Genomic DNA, 15,338 nt, shown 5'->3' with positions numbered 1-15,338 from the left:
GCCGGGTCTGACGGGATCAGGGTTTCCTGGTGTAGATGGGGCTGGGGAAAGGGGAGACGTTGTTACCCAAATCCGTGATGCGGGCGGCCCCCTGCTTGCGCACCTGATCGACCCGCAGCACGTGGTGCATGGGGATCATGGTGCGGTTGACGTCCGCAAACTCACTCTTCAATTTTTCGTGGCTGGGATCGACGATGAGCGCGGTGTGGTTGTCCCACACGAAGTGGGCGATCTCGATGAAGCCGAACAGCTGACCCTGACTCACTTCCCTGACGTAGACTTCGTAACGCTCGTTGTGACAAATAAACTGCACTCGGTATAAGGCGTTGGCTTCACTCATGGGTATCTGTTGATGATGGGCGGTTTTCCCATTCTAGCCGCCCCCTCGGGCACACCAAATAGACGGACGTCACAGATGCGTCATATCGGGTCTCAGGATGAGGTGCCGGATAACGCCTCAGAGCGCTGGCAGCATCACGGGCCCAAACCCCTTGTCCTTCAGTGCCTTGGCCAGGGCCGCCAGCTCATCCCCCCCGGCCTCTGACCATGCCAGCGCGGCCCCGCGCACCCCGTGATGGCGAAAACCGTTGAGGCGGATGGGCACCCGCCCCAGCGTTTGCAAGAAGGTCGCCAGCCCCTCCCCCAGCTCCCCGGCGGCGTCGAGATAGTCGCTCCGCCCCGGCACCTGCAGCAGGCGCAGCTCGGCGAGTTTGCCGTGGGCAGCCAGGAGATGCAGCGACGCCAGCACCCGATCGCGACCTCGGCCGGTCAGGGCGAGGTGCACTGACTCGTGCCACCCCTTGAGATCGACCATGGCGCCGTCCAGCACCGGCAACAGCCGTTGCCAGCCAGGTTCGGCGAGCGAGCCGTTGCTATCGAGCAGGCAGGTGAGGTGAGCCAGATCCGGCGCCCCCTTGATGGCCGTGAACAGGGCGATCACGAACGGCAGCCGGGTGGTGGCCTCGCCGCCGGAGACGGTAATGCCGGTGAGCAGCGGGCCGTAGCGGCGCAGCAGGGCCAGCACCTCGGCCACCGACATCTGGCGCGTCTTGGGGCTGGCGCTGCGGGGGCAGGCCTCGAGACAGGCATCGCAGTCGGTGCAGCTCGCTTCCCGCCAGCTCACCCGCCCCTCTTGCAGGGTCAGGGCCCCGCTCGGGCAGCCGGGCACGCAGTCGCCGCAGTGATCGCACAACCCTATGGTGTGGGGGTTGTGGCAGCCGGGGCAGCGGAAGTTGCACCCCTGCAGAAACAGCACCAGCCGGTTGCCGGGGCCGTCCACGCAGGAGAAGGGGAGCCAGCGGCTCACCGTCGCCGTGAGTTCGGCCCCCTCCTGCCTGCCGCACTCAGCGCTCACTCAAGAGAGCCTCGATGGCCACCACCCGCGGCGCCCGCTGGCGAATGCCGGTCAGCTCGCTCGCCTCGGCGCCGAGGCAGGTGGTCTGCAGCCGCGATCCTTGCGCCGCGAAGCGTTCCACATCGCGCTTGCGGATCATGTAGCCGGTCACCCGTACCAGGTCGCTGTCGGCCACGTTGGCGGTGAATTCGCGCATGCCGAGGGCAAAGGCCCCCTTGCAGAGCTGCAGCAGCGCCTGCGGGTTCTGGCGGATGGTGGGATCCAGGGTCAGGATCTCGCTGATCCCGGAGTGATAGAAGCCGTGGTGGGGTGCCAGGGCCAGCAGATGGCTGGCGGGATCCGGCTCCTCTCCATAGGGGATGCGCACCCCGGGGGTGACGCCCCTGTCCACGCTGAGCCCCCCCTGGGAGTGGAGCAGGGCGCGGCCGCCCCAGGCATGGGGCTGGGGCCGCGCCCTCACCAGCTCGGAGAGGCGGGCCGAGATGCGGTGACCGAGCCGGTTCGCCTCCTCGTCGTGACCGTATCGCCCCGCCAGCCCCGCCTGCTCCATCAGCAGGTTTACCGCCTCCGCCATGCCATAGATGCCGAACATGGGCACGAAGCGCGCCTCCTCGATCAACCCCTCCTCCACCAGGAAGCTGTCGAAGAAGCCGGATGCCTCGTGCAGGAAGGCGGCGCGCGCCTCGATCAGCCGCGAGGCCTGCTCGCAATAGTGAGGCAGCGTTCGGGCCATGAAATCCTCAACCCCTGTGCTCTGCCCGGCCACGCCCTTGAGTGAGAGGCGCACCAGGGTATTGGCCCCGCCCCCCAGAGGCAGGGCGTTGTAGCAGCTGACGATGCCAAAGCCGCGCGCATCGAAGGTCTCCCTGTGCAGCGGGTAGTTGACGATGTGGGGCTTGCTGCAGGCCGCGATGTTCTCGGCCCCTTGCAGCAGCAGGCTGTCCGGGGTCTGCGCCGGGTCGTGGAACAGGCTGAGGTTCGGGGCCGCCTGCTTGAGCTCGCCATCGATGCGCAGGATCAGGCGGCAGATCCGGTTGTCGTCGGGGCCTATGTTGACGTGCATGAAGGCATCCGGCAGCACCCGATCCAGGTAAGTCCAGAAGGCCTTCAGCTTGCGATGGAGGGCCTCGTCATCGAGCGCACCGACGAAGGGCAGCAGCAGATGATCGAGCCTGCCCAGCCAGACCGGCATGCCGGTGACCGAGGGCACGTGATGGTAGAGGATGCGCAGGGCGTCGAGGGCCTCGTCAAAATCCCGCGGCGGGGCCAGCTCCAGCCAGGCCGAGCCCTGGCGCAGAAACTTCTCGTAGTCTGGCAGCACGTATCGCGGCTTGTAGGGGGCGTGCCCCTCGAACATGTCGCACAGCACCCCTTGCGACATCGCCTCGGCGACGTCGGCGGGCAGCTCGGGATAGGGCAGCGCAGTCTCGGCGGCCAGCGCCAGGGCGTGGCTCTTCTGGGCCGGTGACAGCAGGGGGTCGCGCACGATGCGCTGGCAGGTTTCGGTGAAGGACATGGCTCGCTCCTCGGCGGATGATGCCAAAATCCTCACACTTGAGAGGCCTTTTTTGAAGTGACATTCCCAACATGGCGGATATCCCATAACGACATCCGCCATGCAGGATCACGGGGCTAGCCCCAGCCCGGGAAGAGAATGGCAATGCCCCCCAGCCAGCGCAGCAGGAAGAAGCCCCCCATGCCGACCACCACCACCACCAGGGTCGGCAGGCGCAGCAGGGTCAGGGCCGTCACCAGCAGGGTGGCAGCCAGGTAGTCCGGATCCCAGTCCAGCCCGATGCCCGGCTCATAGCTGAAGACGATGGGCAGCCAGATGGCGGTCAGCACCGACTGGGCCGAGAAACTGAGGAAGGCCCCCATCTCGGCACCGGGCTGGTAGCGGGTCAGCCGCGAGAAGAACGCGAAGCGGTTGAAGAAAGTAATCAGGGCCAGCAGCCCTATCATCAGCCAGCCCATGATCACCTCCTCATCCGGTGCAGCACATAGCCCACCACCATGCCGGCCAGGGCCGAGACGATGATGTGGATCTCCGCCAGCAGCGGCTTGGTGAGCAGCGCCGTGCCCCCGCTCACCAGGGTGGCCGCCACCATGGGCAGGTTTTTCATGGCGGGAATGGTCATGGCGATGAAGGTGGCGGCGATGGCGAAGTCCAGTCCCATCTTGTCCAACCCCTCGATGTACTGGCCGGCGGCGATGCCGAGCAGGGTTGCCAGGTTCCAGAACAGGTAGAAGACGAAGCCAGCGATCAGGGCATAGGCGGGGTTGAAGGTGCCGCTGCGCTCCCTGTCCTTGAGTGCCACCGCGAACATCTCGTCGGTCAGGAAGAAGGCGAGGCTGGCCCGCCAGCGCAGGGAGAGCGGCAGCACGTCGCGACGGAAGGTGAAGCCATAGAGCAGGTGCTGGGAGGTGATCACCATGGTGGACCCCATGATGGGCAACAGCGGGGTGCCCGCCCCGAACAAGGTGGTGGCCGAGAGCTGGGCGGCACCGGCATAGACCAGCAGCGACATCAGCTGGGCCTGCAGCGGGCTCAGACCCGCCTGCAGCGCCAGGGCGCCGCACAGGATCCCCCAGGGGATCACCGAGATGGAGAGGGGCAGAATATCGATGGAGGCACGCCACCAGAGCGCCACCGGGCGCTCGGACGCAGGGAGGCCCGTTTCTGAGATCATGGGATCGTCCTTGAGATAGCCAATGCGAGCCGGAAAAACTAACACGGCGCGGGACGGGCTGTCACGCCATGGCCTGCGGCAAATGAAACGCCCGCGTGGTAGCGGGCGTTGGAAGACGGGATCAGGGCTCGATGATGATGGGGGTGCCGGGTTCGATGGCGTTCCAGATCTCGTCCATCTCGTGGTTCAGCACCGCGATGCAGCCGTTGGTCCAGTTGGAGGGCTGCACCCTGCGATCCCCCAGGCTGTTGCGCTGGCCGTGGATCATGATCATGCCGCCCGGGTTCACACCCAGCTCGTTGGCGCGCTTGATGTCGTCCAGGTTCGGGTAGTTGATGTGAATGGCCTTGTAGAAGCCGGAGTTGCTCTTCTTGTAGTCGAGGGTGTAGCGCCCTTCCGGGGTACGCTGATCCCCTTCACGCTGCTTGTGCCCCATGGGCGCCGGGCCCAGGGCAACCCAGTAGCGTTTGACTTCCTTGCCATCCTTCATCAGGGTCAGGCTGTAACTCGACTTCTTGACCACCACCATATCGGCAGACAGGGTGGCAAAACTCAATGCGGGCCACAGCCCCAGCAAACACAGCAATACGGCTCTCACTTTCCATCCCTCGACGAGCCTTCAGGGCTCTCTTGTTAGCAAATCATCTGAATGTCGCCACTCTCTGGTGACGAGCGAGCGCCATGATATGGGATCGCCATGAATACTCAATATATCGAGAAAAACATATCTGGCGACACGGCGAAGGCAACCCGGTCATCTCGATGAATGCACAGGAAAAACAGCGGGATAGTCCCTTCCCTTGAATATGCCCCCGAAAGAGCCCCGTGCCCCCCTCTCGCCAATAGAGAGCCCCGCCAGCTGGCGGGGCTCGGAGCTCAGGGGCAGGCTCAGCCGGCCACGGCGGCCTCGGCCCCGTAATGGCGCCGGATCCAGGCCTCGAAGTCGGCCAGCATGCGGGCCTCTGACTCCTGGTTGTCGGCGATGAGCTCGGCGCCGTGTACCACCCGGATGCGGGCGTCGAGCGGCGTCCCTTCCCCCGCTGGCGGACGCTGCCGTGCCGCATCCATACACTCCTGCGCCTGCTGCCACGCCTCGGCGGCGCTCCGGTTGCACGCCTCCGCCAGAGGCACTGCACTGAAGCCCTCACCGGTGAGACTCTGCAGCGTCTCGTCGTGGGTCATGCCGTTGCCCGGCCCCCAGTAGTGGGCGGCCAGATCCGGCCCGATGCGCGGGTTGTCGGTGAGGTAGCCGTCGCGCTTCAGGAAGTAGGCGCGGGTCTGCTCCACCGCCATCAGGGCCAGCAGGTAGCCGTGATAGGCACAGGCCGACTCCTGGTTGAGGAGGTGCGGAATGGCCAGCAGCGGGCGCGGGCTCTCGACGCCCAGGATCTTGCGTTCCCACTGGCGGGCCAGCGCCAGCACGGCGGCCGGGGTGCGCTCGGCCTCGTCCATGGCGTAGAGATCCCGCTCGAAGTAGGCCACCAGCGCGATCTGGCGCTCGTTGAAGGCGCGAAACGGCTGGCGCGCGGCGATCATCGCCTGGATGAGCGCATCGGGGATCGCCTCCCCCGCGTCATTCCTGGCGTAGCGCTTGAGCCAGTCCGCGTCGTCCAGCAGGCTGTCGCAAAACATGGACTGGGTCTCGGCATAGGCCATGGAGGTGGGCGGAAACTCCTGGGAGAAGCAGGGGGCATTGCCGGTGACGTTGGCAAAGTGCGCCGCGTGGCCCCCTTCATGGAACAGGGTGTTGAGCCCGTTCCAGCCGCTGCCTACCTGAGCCGGGTTCGCCAGGCTGGTGAAATTGACCACCGCCGGCACCCACTCCCCCTCCTGCCAGAAGCTCGGCACCGGGCCGTGACAGAAGCCGTTCTCGTATTTCCCCTCCCGGGTCAGCAGATCCAGGGTCAGGGTGGCACCGCGGTACTGGATGCCGAGGCGGCGGAAGCTCTCGACCCAATCCTTCAGCGCCCGGGAGAAGGGCACGTAAGGATCGAGCTGGCGGGTCACGTCGCCGCTCACGCTGTAGCGCAGGTTATGGGGCAGCAGGGCTTCTTCCCCCTTGGCGGCCTTCAATTCCGCCAGACTCTGGTGCAGGCGGGCATCGGTGCGGGCGATGAAGTCATCCAGAACGGCAAAAAGCTGCTCCGGGCTCATCTGCTCGTTCTTGTGCACCTTGTAGTCGAAGTAGTCCCGATAGCCCATGGCCCGGGCGAAGCGGTTGCGCAGCGCGACTATCTCCAGATAGCCGTTGTCGACCACCCACTGCTCCAGGGCGTGGAACATGGCGAGCGCACTCTGGCGCACCGCCTCGTCGCTGCTGGCGGCCAGCGTCGTGCTGGCGGCGGGCAGACTGCCGGGGACCTGGTGACCCTGCTCGTCCAGCAAGGTCAGCTTCAGCCCCTTGCGCCGGGCAAACAGATCCGCCTCGGCGGCCACCAGCTCGTCCATCAGGGACGCGGCCTGAGGATCCTCGATGACATTGCACTCGAAGAAGGCGATCCAGCCTGCCAGACCGCGTTTCAGCTCGGTCTCCTCGGCCTGGGCCTGCATCTCCCGCAGCACCGGCAGGCGTGCTGGGTCGGCGCAGAAGGCCTTGTAGGCCTGCTCGGCGGCGGTGAAGCCGGCCTGATCGTCGCTGGTGCCCATGTAGGTGGACCAGAACAGATCCTCCTTGCGCCTGTGTACCTGCAGGTAGTCGGCGTTGAGCTGGTTGAGATAATTCCTGGCAATGGAACTCATAAATTCCCTCTTTTATGGGGTCACCCGCACGGGGCCCACTCCTTTTATTGGTGAGATGCCGCCCCCTTCACAGAGATTGGCAAACAGTGCGCCGGGATGCGCATGAACAAGCTACCAAAAAGCGGGGAGCACTGTCTGCTGGCGATTGGTCCAGACGTGCATCTGGGGGGCAAGCAGCGGGGGATGTCGGGCGGCCCAGCCCGAACACACCTGATGATCGGTATCGCCCTGTCCGAGGGGGGAGCAAGAGAAGTATGGGGAGTCGTACTGCTCCGATGAGGTCAAGCCGTCAATATTTACACTTAATTTTTTAACAAAATATAGTCATCATGGGTCTGCCGCCCAGTGCGGCACCATGACCCTTTCTGTAGTCATTTGGCAAACTGGTTGAAAGGCCAGGACGCAAAGCCTCCGGTCTAAAGACATGCTGTCCAGGATAGCGGGGTTGCCACACCCAGGTGTGCACCGGGATTTCCCCTGCCAACTTGACTGCCCACATCACCGAACAGAGGAATGTATGGCAGCAAAACTTCAATTCAATCACCTCGCGGCGGCGCTGACGCTGCTGGCCAGCGGCGGTGCCCTCGCCCACGGCTATATCAGCCAGCCCGAGTCGCGCAACTACCTGTGCAAGACGGGTGGCAACATCCAGTGCGGCGCCATCCAGTGGGAGCCCCAGAGCCTGGAGGCCCCCTCCGGCTTCCCCGCTGGTGGCCCCGCCGATGGCCAGATCGCCTCGGCAGGACACCCGCAGTTTGGCGAGCTCAACGCCCAGACCAGCGATCGCTGGACCAAGCGCAATGTGCAGGCCGGTCCCTTCACCATCAGCTGGACCTTCACCGCCAACCACGCGACCCGCAACTGGCGCTATTACCTCACCCGGCAGGACTGGAACCCGAACCAGCCGCTCACCCGGGACGCCTTCGATCTCGTGCCCTTCTGTGTCATCGACGGGGGCATGGTACAGCCACCCAAGCAGGTGACCCACAACTGCACCCTGCCCGAGCGTACCGGCTATCAGCTGATCCTCGGGGTCTGGGAGGTGGGTGACACCACCAACAGCTTCTACAACCTGATCGACGCCCGGTTCAAGGACGACGGCCAGCCGCCGTTGACCTGGAGTCAGGGAGGCACCATCTATCCCTCCATCGACCTCGCCGTCGGCGACAAGGCCAGAACCCGGGTATTCGACGCCGGTGGCGAACGCACCGATCTGCAGACCGAGCTGACCATCGCTAGTACCGAGCAAGGCCTGAAGAACAACTGGGCTCACGCCCTGGCGAGCAAGATCAATGCAGAGCAGAGCCAGATCCGCGCCGGCCAGCAGGGCACGGACGGCCAGTTCAACCCGGTCTACGGCCAGAACCCCGTCTACCTGAAAGCGGGCAGCAACCTGCAGCGAGTAGAAGTCCAGCTAGAGCAGCAGCAACCCCCGGTCAGCGACAGCATCAGCGTGAGCGGCCTGGCGAGCGAGTATCCGATCGACAACGGCCAGCTCACCCTGGCCTTCACCGTCGCCGCCCAGGGAGATCTCGCCGTCACCAGCACCCTCTACGACCATGGCGGTGTCGCCAGGGGGCAGACCAGCGCCGACATCAAGGACAACAGCCAGGGCTTCACCATGGCCCTGACCGGCCTGAGCGCCGGCCACCATCAGCTGGTGATCGAGGCCAAGCCGAAGAACGGTGGCGCCACCCTGCAGCAGACCCTGGATCTGATGCTCAAGGATCCGGCCGCTGGCGGTGACTACCAGTACAGCTTCCCGGAGGGGCTCAAGTCCTACACCGCAGGGACCCGGGTACTGCAGCCGAAGAACGGCAAGATCTACCAGTGCAAACCCTTCCCCTACAGCGGCTGGTGCAGCCAGTGGGCGAGCACGGCTACCCAGTATGAGCCGGGCGTGGGTTCCCACTGGCAGGAGGCATGGACACAGCTGTGATCCGCCGCACCTGCGCAGTGTAAAGTCGGATAGGGTCAGCCGAAGGGGCCCATCCGTCCGCAATAAAACGGGGAGCCAATGGCTCCCCGTTTTCCATGGCAACCGCTCAGATCTGGTAGTCGAGCAGGGGCTCGTTGCTCATGGCACGGGCCTGGATCTCCGACAACGCCAGCTCGGGGTTGCACAGCTGGATGAACTGCCAGGCGAAGTTGTGCTGGAACTGCCCCTGCTTGAGGCCGATCCAGGCGGTGTGGGGCGAAAACAGCCGGCTGCCGTCCAGCTGCACCAATCCCTTGTCCCGCTGGGCGTCGAACGCCATGTCCGCCAGTATGCCCACCCCCATCTCCAGCTCGACATAGGTCTTGATGACGTCCGAATCCTGGGCCGTCAGCAGGATCTGCGGCGCTATGCCCGCCTCGGCAAACGCCTCGTCTACCCGCACCCGCCCGGTGAGGCCGGCCTGATAGGTGACGATGGGCCAGTGCGCCAGGGCAGCCAGGGTCAGCTCCCGCTCGGCGGTGAGGGGGTGCTGCTCCGGCACCACTATGTTGTGGTGCCAGCGGTAGTAGGGAAACGCCACCACCCCTTCGCTCCTGTCGAGCTGCTCGCTGCTGATGCCGATGTCCACCTCGCCGGTCTGCACCAGCCGAACTATCTCCTCCGGGCTGCCCTGGCGCAGCTCCAGCTGCACCAGCGGGAACTGCTCGCGAAACGCCTTCACCACCCTGGGCAGGGCGTAGCGGGCCTGGGTGTGGGTGGTCGCGACCAGCAGCCGGCCCGAGTCACGGTTGGCGAAGGTGCTGGCCAGCTTGCGGATGTTGTCGGCGTCATTGAGGATACGCTCGGCGATCACCAGCAACTCCTTGCCCGGCTCCGTCATGCCGAGCAGCCGCTTGCCGTAGCGGATGAAGAGCGCGAGCCCCAGCTCCTCTTCCAGCTCGCGAATGTGGCGGCTGACCCCGGACTGGGAAGTAAAGAGGGCATTGGCCACCTCGGTCAGGTTGTAATCCCGCCGTGCCGCTTCCCGAATGATTCGCAACTGCTGAAAGTTCACCATCGCCTCCTGCGCTGGGGGACGGTGGAAGTGCCACCGTCTTCTAATAATGGGTCGCCGGGCACCAACCCGGCCTGAAGCTGGACCACCAGGGCGGCCAGCCCTCAGATCTGGTAGTCGGGGTAGAGCTGGGCCTGTCTTGCCACCAGGCGTACCCCCTGGCCGGGAGCAAAGGCCCGGGCGGCCTCCTTGCTAAGCTCCGCCTCGTAGTGGGCACTCGCTCTCTCTCCGTCGCCGCGCAGTTCTACCCGGATACGCGGCCCCATGGGCAGCAACCGGGTGATGGTGGCGCTGATGCCACCCGGTGCATCCGCCGGCAGTATCTCCAGCTCGTGGGGACGCACATAGGCGATGGCCGCGCTTCCTTCCGCCAGTGGGGAGGCAATGGCTCCCCCCAGCAGCTGCTCGCCGATGCCAAGCCCCTGGCCTGCCACCCGACCACGGAACAGGTTCACACTGCCGAGGAAGCTGTGCACGAAGGCGCTGGCGGGCTGGTCATAGACTTCGGCCGGCGTGCCTATCTGCTCCACCCTGCCGGCATTCATCAGCACCACCCTGTCCGCCACCTCCAGCGCCTCCTCCTGATCGTGGGTGACGAACAGGCTGGTGACATGCAACTCGTCGTGCAGCTCGCGCAGCCAGCGACGCAGCTCCTTGCGCACCTGGGCGTCGAGGGCGCCGAAGGGTTCGTCCAGCAGCAGCACCTTGGGCTGCACCGCCAGGGCGCGGGCCAGGGCGACCCGCTGACGCTGGCCGCCGGAGAGCTGGGTCGGGTAGCGTGCCGCCACGTGCCTGAGTTGCACCAAATCCAGCAGCTCCCTGACCCGGGCACGGATGGCCTCCTCGGCCGGCCGCTCGCTGCGCGGCTTGACCCGCAGACCGAACGCCACGTTCTCGAACACCGTCATGTGGCGAAACAGGGCGTAGTGCTGGAACACGAAGCCGACGTTGCGCTCGCGCACGTGCAGATCCGAGGCATCCTCCCCGCGGATGATCACCTGGCCCGAGTCGGCCTGCTCCAGCCCGGCGATGATCCGCAGCAAGGTGGTCTTGCCGCAGCCGGAGGGACCGAGCAGGGCCACCAGTTCACCGTCGTGAAAGTCGAGGTTGATGTCGGCCAGGGCGGCGTACTGATTGAAATGCTTGTTGAGTCGTTGAACCTGAATGCTCATGGCGGCCTCTTATGAATCGTTGAATCGACATCAATGGGACTGGGCGGGCTGACTGCGCAGCCGGGCCAGCAGGGTCTCCCCCAGCAGGGTGAAGATCCCGAACAGCGCCAGCAGGCTGGCCACCGCGAAAGCGGCCCCTGTCTGGTACTCGTTGTAGAGGATCTCGATATGCAGCGGCAGGGTGTTGGTCTGGCCGCGAATGTGGCCGGAGACCACGGAGACGGCGCCGAACTCCCCCACGGCCCGGGCGGTACAGAGCAGCAGACCATACATCAGGCTCCAGCGGATACCGGGCAGGGTGACGCGCCAGAACATCTGCAAGCCGCTCGCCCCCAGCATGATGGCGGCCTCCTCTTCTTCAGGGCCGCGCGCCTCCATCTGGGGCAGCAGTTCGCGCACCACGAAGGGTACCGTGATGAAGGTGGTGGCCAGAATGATCCCCGGGGTGGCGAAGATGATCTTGATGTCGTACTCGCCGAGCCACTCCCCGAACCAGCCGCGACTGCCGAACAGCAGCACGAACATCAGGCCTGCTATGACCGGCGAGACCGAGAACGGCAGATCGATGAGGGTGATGAGCAGCTGCCGCCCAGGAAAGCGGAACCGGGCGATGGCCCAGGCGGCGGCGAGCCCGAACAGCAGATTCAGGGGCACGGAGCAGAGCGTCACCAGGGCGGTCAGCCCAAGGGCGCTCAGGGCATCCGGCTCGCTGATGGCATGCCAGAAGAAAGCCAGCCCGGGAGACAGGGCCTGGATAAAGACGGTGGCCAACGGCAACAGCAGCAGGGCGGCAAACCAGCCCAGACCTATGGTGATCAGCAGCCATTTGACCCAGGCCGGCTCGTGGATCACCCGGGGTTGGCTCACCCGGGGCGTCGGCACGGCGCCCTGAGCCAGATCGAGACTTGCACTGGATGCGCTCATAGGCGGCTCCCTCCGATACGGGCCCAGCTCCAGGCCTGCAACTTGTTGATGAGCAACAGCAGAATGAATGAAATGAGCAGCATGACAGACGCGATGGCGGAAGCTCCCGCGTAGTCATACTCCTCCAGGTGGCTCATGATCATCAGCGGTGCGATTTCCGACACCATGGGCAGGTTGCCGGCGATGAAGATGACGGAGCCGTACTCCCCCACCCCGCGGGCAAATGCCAGGGCAAAGCCGGTGAGGAGCGCCGGGATCAGGGTCGGCCACAGCACCCTGGCGAACGTCTGCCAGCGGTTGGCACCCAGACTCGCGGCCGCCTCCTCCTGCTCGGTCTCGGCCTCCCGCAGCACCGGTTGCAGGGTGCGCACAACGAAGGGCAGCCCGATGAAGGTCAGGGCAATGACGACCCCGATGGGGTTGTAAGCAAGCTCGAGGCCGAGCGGGGCGACCCACTGGCCTATCCAGCCGTTGGGGGCAAAGATGGCGCACAAGGCGATGCCGGAGACGGCGGTTGGCATGGCGAAGGGCAGGTCGATCAGCGCATCCACCAGGCGGCGCCCGGGGAAGGTGTAGCGCACCAGCACCCAGGCCAGGATCAGGCCGAACAGGCTGTTGAGCAGGGCGCCGATGAAGGCTGCGCCGAAACTCAGGCGAAAGGAGGCAAGTACCCGGGGGGAGCCGATCACCTGCCAGAATTCGGCGGCGCTCAGGTTGTTCACCGCAAACAGCACCAGAGCCGAGAGGGGCAACAGGACCAGTATGCCCAGATAGAGCAGACTGAAGCCCAGCGTCGGCCCCAGGCCGGGCAGGACAGAATAAGAACTTAATCGCATAACACATCCGTTTGTTATAAAAACTTTGGATATGGCGATTCTGCTCACTAGAGCCAGGGACAACAAACACCAATAACGCCTTTGCTAAGCACTTTTTTATCTAACCGTGGTGGCACAAGGCTTTGAGAGCGATAAATAGAAAAAAAGGTCTTTTATATAAATAAAAGACCTAAAAAACGGAGCCGTGAAACCATGGAGACAGTCACTTAAATCAGGTGGGCCAGCCTGCCGGGGTCGCGCCCATATACTCCCTCGGATTGCAATGTGGTGTCAGCGAACCGTGAGGGCGGCACGCCTCTTCCATTGGGCGGGAGCCGGTTCCACCACCATCTCGGCCCTGCGGTGAAGAGTGGTGAGCAGATCGAGCCCCTGGCGCCAGTCACCATGACCAGACTGGGCATTGATGTGGCCCACATCACCCGCATCGAACAAGGGCACCTGCCACTGGCGACTCCAGTATTCGGCACGCTCGAAACTCATCCAGGGGTCGTTGCGGCTGGCGACGAGCTGGGCGGAAACCTTGATGGAGCCCGCCAGCGCCTCGTCCGGGATCCCGAAGCGAGCCGGATCGGCGGGCGCGACGATGAGGAGGGACGATACCTTGTCCGGTTGCAACCTGGCGGCGGCAATGGCCGTCAGGGCCCCGAAGGAGTGAGCCACCAGATGAACCCGGCTGCGCCGGCTCCTGAGCTTGCTCGCCAGCTTGGCGCACCAGACCGTGAGATCCGGCTGATCCCAGGGCAGACCCACCATCCGCTGCCACTGGGGAAACTGCTGGTGCCAGCGGCTCTGCCAGTGATCGGGCCCGCTGTTGTGCAGGCCGGGAACCAGAAGGATCTTGTTCATCTTGGTACTCCTCTCCATTGGCTCGAGGTCAGCCCGGCTCAGCGGCCCGGCTGGTAGATCTGGTCAAAGAGCCCGCCCTGGGCGAAGTGCTTCTTCTGCGCCTTGTCCCAATCCCCTTCCAGATCCTTGATGTTGAACAGATTCAGACTGGGGAACTGGGCCGAGGTCTCCTTCAGGATCGCCGGGTTGCTCGGACGATAGTGATACTTGGCGATGATCCGCTGACCTTCGTCAGAATAGAGGTAGTCGAGGTAACCCTTGGCTACGGCCTCGGTGCCATGCTTCCTGGCGACCTTGTCCACCACGGCGACCGGCGGCTCTGCCAGGATGGAGACCGACGGCACCACCAATTCAAATTTCTCGCTGGTTCCTGGCTGGTTCAGCACCAACAAGGCCTCATTTTCCCAAGCCAGCAGCACATCCCCGAGGCCCCGTTCGATAAAGCTGGTGGTAGCGCCACGGGCACCGGAGTCCAGCACCTTCACGTTCTTGAACAGGTCGCCGACGAACTGCCTGGCCCCCTCTTCGCTACCGATCTTCTTCAGGGCATATCCCCAGGCAGCCAGGTAGTTCCAGCGCGCCCCACCGGACGTCTTGGGGTTCGGTGTGATGATGGCGACATCCTTGCGCACCAGATCGTCCCAGTCCTTTATCTGCTTCGGGTTGCCCTTGCGCACCAGGAACACGATGGTCGAGGTGTAGGGCGAGGCATTGTTGGCCAGCCGCCCTTCCCAGTCGCCAGCAGTGAGGCCCGCCTTGGCCACCGCATCCACGTCATAGGCCAGCGCCAGGGAGACCACGTCGGCCTCCAGTCCGTCCACCACGGCGCGCGCCTGCTTGCCGGAGCCGCCGTGTGACTGGCTCACCACCACATCGTCACCGGTCTTGGCCTTCCACTCCTTGGCGAAGGCGGCATTGTATTCCTGGAACAGTTCCCGGGTCGGGTCGTAGGAGACGTTGAGCAGACGCACCTCGGCGGCATTCGCCTGGCCGAGTGCCAGCAGGGAGAGGAGGGTCAAAGCGGTCATTCGCAGTTTCATGGTGATACTCCATATCGTTGGGTTGAGTACAGCATGCCCGCAGTCTCATATTCCATGAAGAAAGAAATAACGCTTTGCTTATCTCTTTACTGCATATTCAACTCCCCCTGAGCGCAAATCCGCCCTTGGTCAGTAGCACCATGCCCGGTGATAGCTTGTGGATCCATGCCAGTGACCAAGAAGCCCGATCGGCTGACATGGCGAGTACCAACGGGTTTCAGGGGGAGAGAATCGGGATGGAACGGCGAAATCTGGTTAACTGAGATGGACATAAGGAGATCGTGGAGACGAAAAAAAGCCCAGTCTGTCGACTGGGCTTCTTAAGTAGTGGCGGAGCGGACGGGACTCGAACCCGCGACCCCCGGCGTGACAGGCCGGTATTCTAACCGACTGAACTACCGCTCCGCATTCGGTTAGCTTTCGCTAAATCATTTGCCGCTTCTTCTGAGGTGTCATCCTCGCAGCCAGTAACGTGATTTTGCACATCACTGTTTAATTGGGTGCCTGGCAGTGTCCTACTCTCGCATGGCGAATGCCACACTACCATCGGCGCTACAGCGTTTCACTTCTGAGTTCGGCATGGGGTCAGGTGGTTCCACTGCGCTATTGCCGCCAGGCAAAATCTTCAATCTTGGAAAGCTGACGTGAATAACAACTTAGCTAGTGTGCTGTGTCGCTATCACTGAATTTGTAAGTAGTTCATGCACTTGCTACAAGCACCAGAAACACTTCTTGGGTGTTGTA

At 64.0% G+C, this 15,338-nt stretch carries 14 protein-coding genes, 1 tRNA gene, 1 rRNA gene and 1 riboswitch; of the genes, 1 reads left to right on the top strand and 15 read right to left on the bottom strand.

Going from position 1 to position 15,338, the window contains the following annotated elements; translation table 11 throughout:
• Positions 1-16: 16 nt before the first annotated feature.
• From BN1136_RS06065 to BN1136_RS06035, 7 genes are all read right to left on the bottom strand, one after another.
• Positions 17-340, bottom strand: a complete 324-nt coding sequence (locus BN1136_RS06065) for a DUF1820 family protein (RefSeq protein WP_043757833.1) — start codon at positions 338-340, stop codon at positions 17-19.
• Between the two features lie 117 nt (positions 341-457).
• A complete protein-coding gene (locus tag BN1136_RS06060) occupies positions 458-1,306 on the bottom strand; it encodes a YjjW family glycine radical enzyme activase (protein ID WP_043757830.1) in 849 nt (282 codons plus the stop codon).
• A 37-nt stretch (positions 1,307-1,343) separates the two neighbouring features.
• On the bottom strand, positions 1,344-2,870 hold the full coding sequence (locus BN1136_RS06055) for a YjjI family glycine radical enzyme (RefSeq protein WP_043757827.1): 1,527 nt from the start codon (positions 2,868-2,870) through the stop codon (positions 1,344-1,346).
• 116 nt (positions 2,871-2,986) lie between these two features.
• Positions 2,987-3,328: an AzlD domain-containing protein gene (locus BN1136_RS06050; protein WP_043757825.1), complete on the bottom strand. Its 342-nt coding sequence runs from the start codon at positions 3,326-3,328 to the stop codon at positions 2,987-2,989.
• A gap of 2 nt (positions 3,329-3,330) precedes the next feature.
• Complete coding sequence (locus BN1136_RS06045) at positions 3,331-4,044, bottom strand: AzlC family ABC transporter permease (protein WP_043757824.1); 714 nt, start codon at positions 4,042-4,044, stop codon at positions 3,331-3,333.
• Positions 4,045-4,165: 121 nt separating this feature from the next.
• Complete coding sequence (locus tag BN1136_RS06040; protein ID WP_081843603.1) at positions 4,166-4,642, bottom strand: L,D-transpeptidase family protein; 477 nt, start codon at positions 4,640-4,642, stop codon at positions 4,166-4,168.
• Between the two features lie 290 nt (positions 4,643-4,932).
• Entirely contained in the window at positions 4,933-6,783 is a 1,851-nt protein-coding gene (locus BN1136_RS06035) for a M3 family metallopeptidase (protein ID WP_043757818.1), read from the bottom strand.
• Between the two features lie 367 nt (positions 6,784-7,150).
• A riboswitch (cyclic di-GMP riboswitch) is annotated at positions 7,151-7,236 on the top strand.
• Positions 7,237-7,300: 64 nt separating this feature from the next.
• Here BN1136_RS06035 and gbpA point away from each other — a divergent pair.
• Positions 7,301-8,722, top strand: coding sequence for an N-acetylglucosamine-binding protein GbpA (gbpA, locus tag BN1136_RS06030; RefSeq protein ID WP_043757816.1), 1,422 nt, complete (start codon positions 7,301-7,303; stop codon positions 8,720-8,722).
• A 106-nt stretch (positions 8,723-8,828) separates the two neighbouring features.
• On the opposite strand, the gene cbl is transcribed toward gbpA, so the two are convergent.
• From cbl to rrf, 8 genes are all read right to left on the bottom strand, one after another.
• Positions 8,829-9,776, bottom strand: a complete 948-nt coding sequence (gene cbl, locus BN1136_RS06025; RefSeq protein ID WP_043757843.1) for an HTH-type transcriptional regulator Cbl — start codon at positions 9,774-9,776, stop codon at positions 8,829-8,831.
• 104 nt (positions 9,777-9,880) lie between these two features.
• Positions 9,881-10,948 carry a sulfate/molybdate ABC transporter ATP-binding protein gene (locus BN1136_RS06020; RefSeq protein ID WP_043757814.1) on the bottom strand — a complete coding sequence of 356 codons (1,068 nt, stop codon included), beginning with the start codon at positions 10,946-10,948 and terminating at the stop codon, positions 9,881-9,883.
• 30 nt (positions 10,949-10,978) lie between these two features.
• Positions 10,979-11,872 carry a sulfate ABC transporter permease subunit CysW gene (gene cysW, locus BN1136_RS06015; protein WP_043757812.1) on the bottom strand — a complete coding sequence of 298 codons (894 nt, stop codon included), beginning with the start codon at positions 11,870-11,872 and terminating at the stop codon, positions 10,979-10,981.
• The gene (gene cysT, locus BN1136_RS06010; protein ID WP_043757810.1) at positions 11,869-12,708 is read right to left on the bottom strand and encodes a sulfate ABC transporter permease subunit CysT; all 840 of its coding nucleotides are present in this window, start codon (positions 12,706-12,708) and stop codon (positions 11,869-11,871) included. Before cysT ends, cysW begins: the two co-directional genes overlap by 4 nt.
• A 270-nt stretch (positions 12,709-12,978) precedes the next feature.
• A complete protein-coding gene (locus tag BN1136_RS06005; protein ID WP_043757807.1) occupies positions 12,979-13,554 on the bottom strand; it encodes an RBBP9/YdeN family alpha/beta hydrolase in 576 nt (191 codons plus the stop codon).
• 38 nt (positions 13,555-13,592) lie between these two features.
• Complete coding sequence (locus BN1136_RS06000) at positions 13,593-14,594, bottom strand: sulfate ABC transporter substrate-binding protein (protein WP_043757804.1); 1,002 nt, start codon at positions 14,592-14,594, stop codon at positions 13,593-13,595.
• Positions 14,595-14,922: 328 nt separating this feature from the next.
• Positions 14,923-14,999, bottom strand: a tRNA-Asp gene (locus BN1136_RS05995).
• Between the two features lie 97 nt (positions 15,000-15,096).
• Positions 15,097-15,211, bottom strand: a 5S ribosomal RNA gene (rrf, locus tag BN1136_RS05990).
• Positions 15,212-15,338: the final 127 nt, after the last annotated feature.

Source organism: Aeromonas taiwanensis (genome assembly GCF_000820165.1).
GTDB classification, from domain to species: domain Bacteria; phylum Pseudomonadota; class Gammaproteobacteria; order Enterobacterales; family Aeromonadaceae; genus Aeromonas; species Aeromonas taiwanensis.
The sequence above is the reverse complement of the archived record's forward strand: the minus strand, read 5'-3'. Positions and strand labels throughout refer to the sequence as shown.

Excerpts from the sequence above, each read along its gene's own strand:
- BN1136_RS06065 (WP_043757833.1), bottom strand. The coding sequence starts at position 340 with ATGAGTGAAGCCAACGCCTTATACCGAGTGCAGTTTATTTGTCACAAC.
- BN1136_RS06055 (WP_043757827.1), bottom strand. The coding sequence starts at position 2,870 with ATGTCCTTCACCGAAACCTGCCAGCGCATCGTGCGCGACCCCCTGCTG.
- BN1136_RS06050 (WP_043757825.1), bottom strand. The coding sequence starts at position 3,328 with ATGGGCTGGCTGATGATAGGGCTGCTGGCCCTGATTACTTTCTTCAAC.
- BN1136_RS06045 (WP_043757824.1), bottom strand. The coding sequence starts at position 4,044 with ATGATCTCAGAAACGGGCCTCCCTGCGTCCGAGCGCCCGGTGGCGCTC.
- BN1136_RS06035 (WP_043757818.1), bottom strand. The coding sequence starts at position 6,783 with ATGAGTTCCATTGCCAGGAATTATCTCAACCAGCTCAACGCCGACTAC.
- gbpA (WP_043757816.1), top strand. The coding sequence starts at position 7,301 with ATGGCAGCAAAACTTCAATTCAATCACCTCGCGGCGGCGCTGACGCTG.
- BN1136_RS06020 (WP_043757814.1), bottom strand. The coding sequence starts at position 10,948 with ATGAGCATTCAGGTTCAACGACTCAACAAGCATTTCAATCAGTACGCC.
- cysW (WP_043757812.1), bottom strand. The coding sequence starts at position 11,872 with ATGAGCGCATCCAGTGCAAGTCTCGATCTGGCTCAGGGCGCCGTGCCG.
- cysT (WP_043757810.1), bottom strand. The coding sequence starts at position 12,708 with ATGCGATTAAGTTCTTATTCTGTCCTGCCCGGCCTGGGGCCGACGCTG.
- BN1136_RS06005 (WP_043757807.1), bottom strand. The coding sequence starts at position 13,554 with ATGAACAAGATCCTTCTGGTTCCCGGCCTGCACAACAGCGGGCCCGAT.
- BN1136_RS06000 (WP_043757804.1), bottom strand. The coding sequence starts at position 14,594 with ATGAAACTGCGAATGACCGCTTTGACCCTCCTCTCCCTGCTGGCACTC.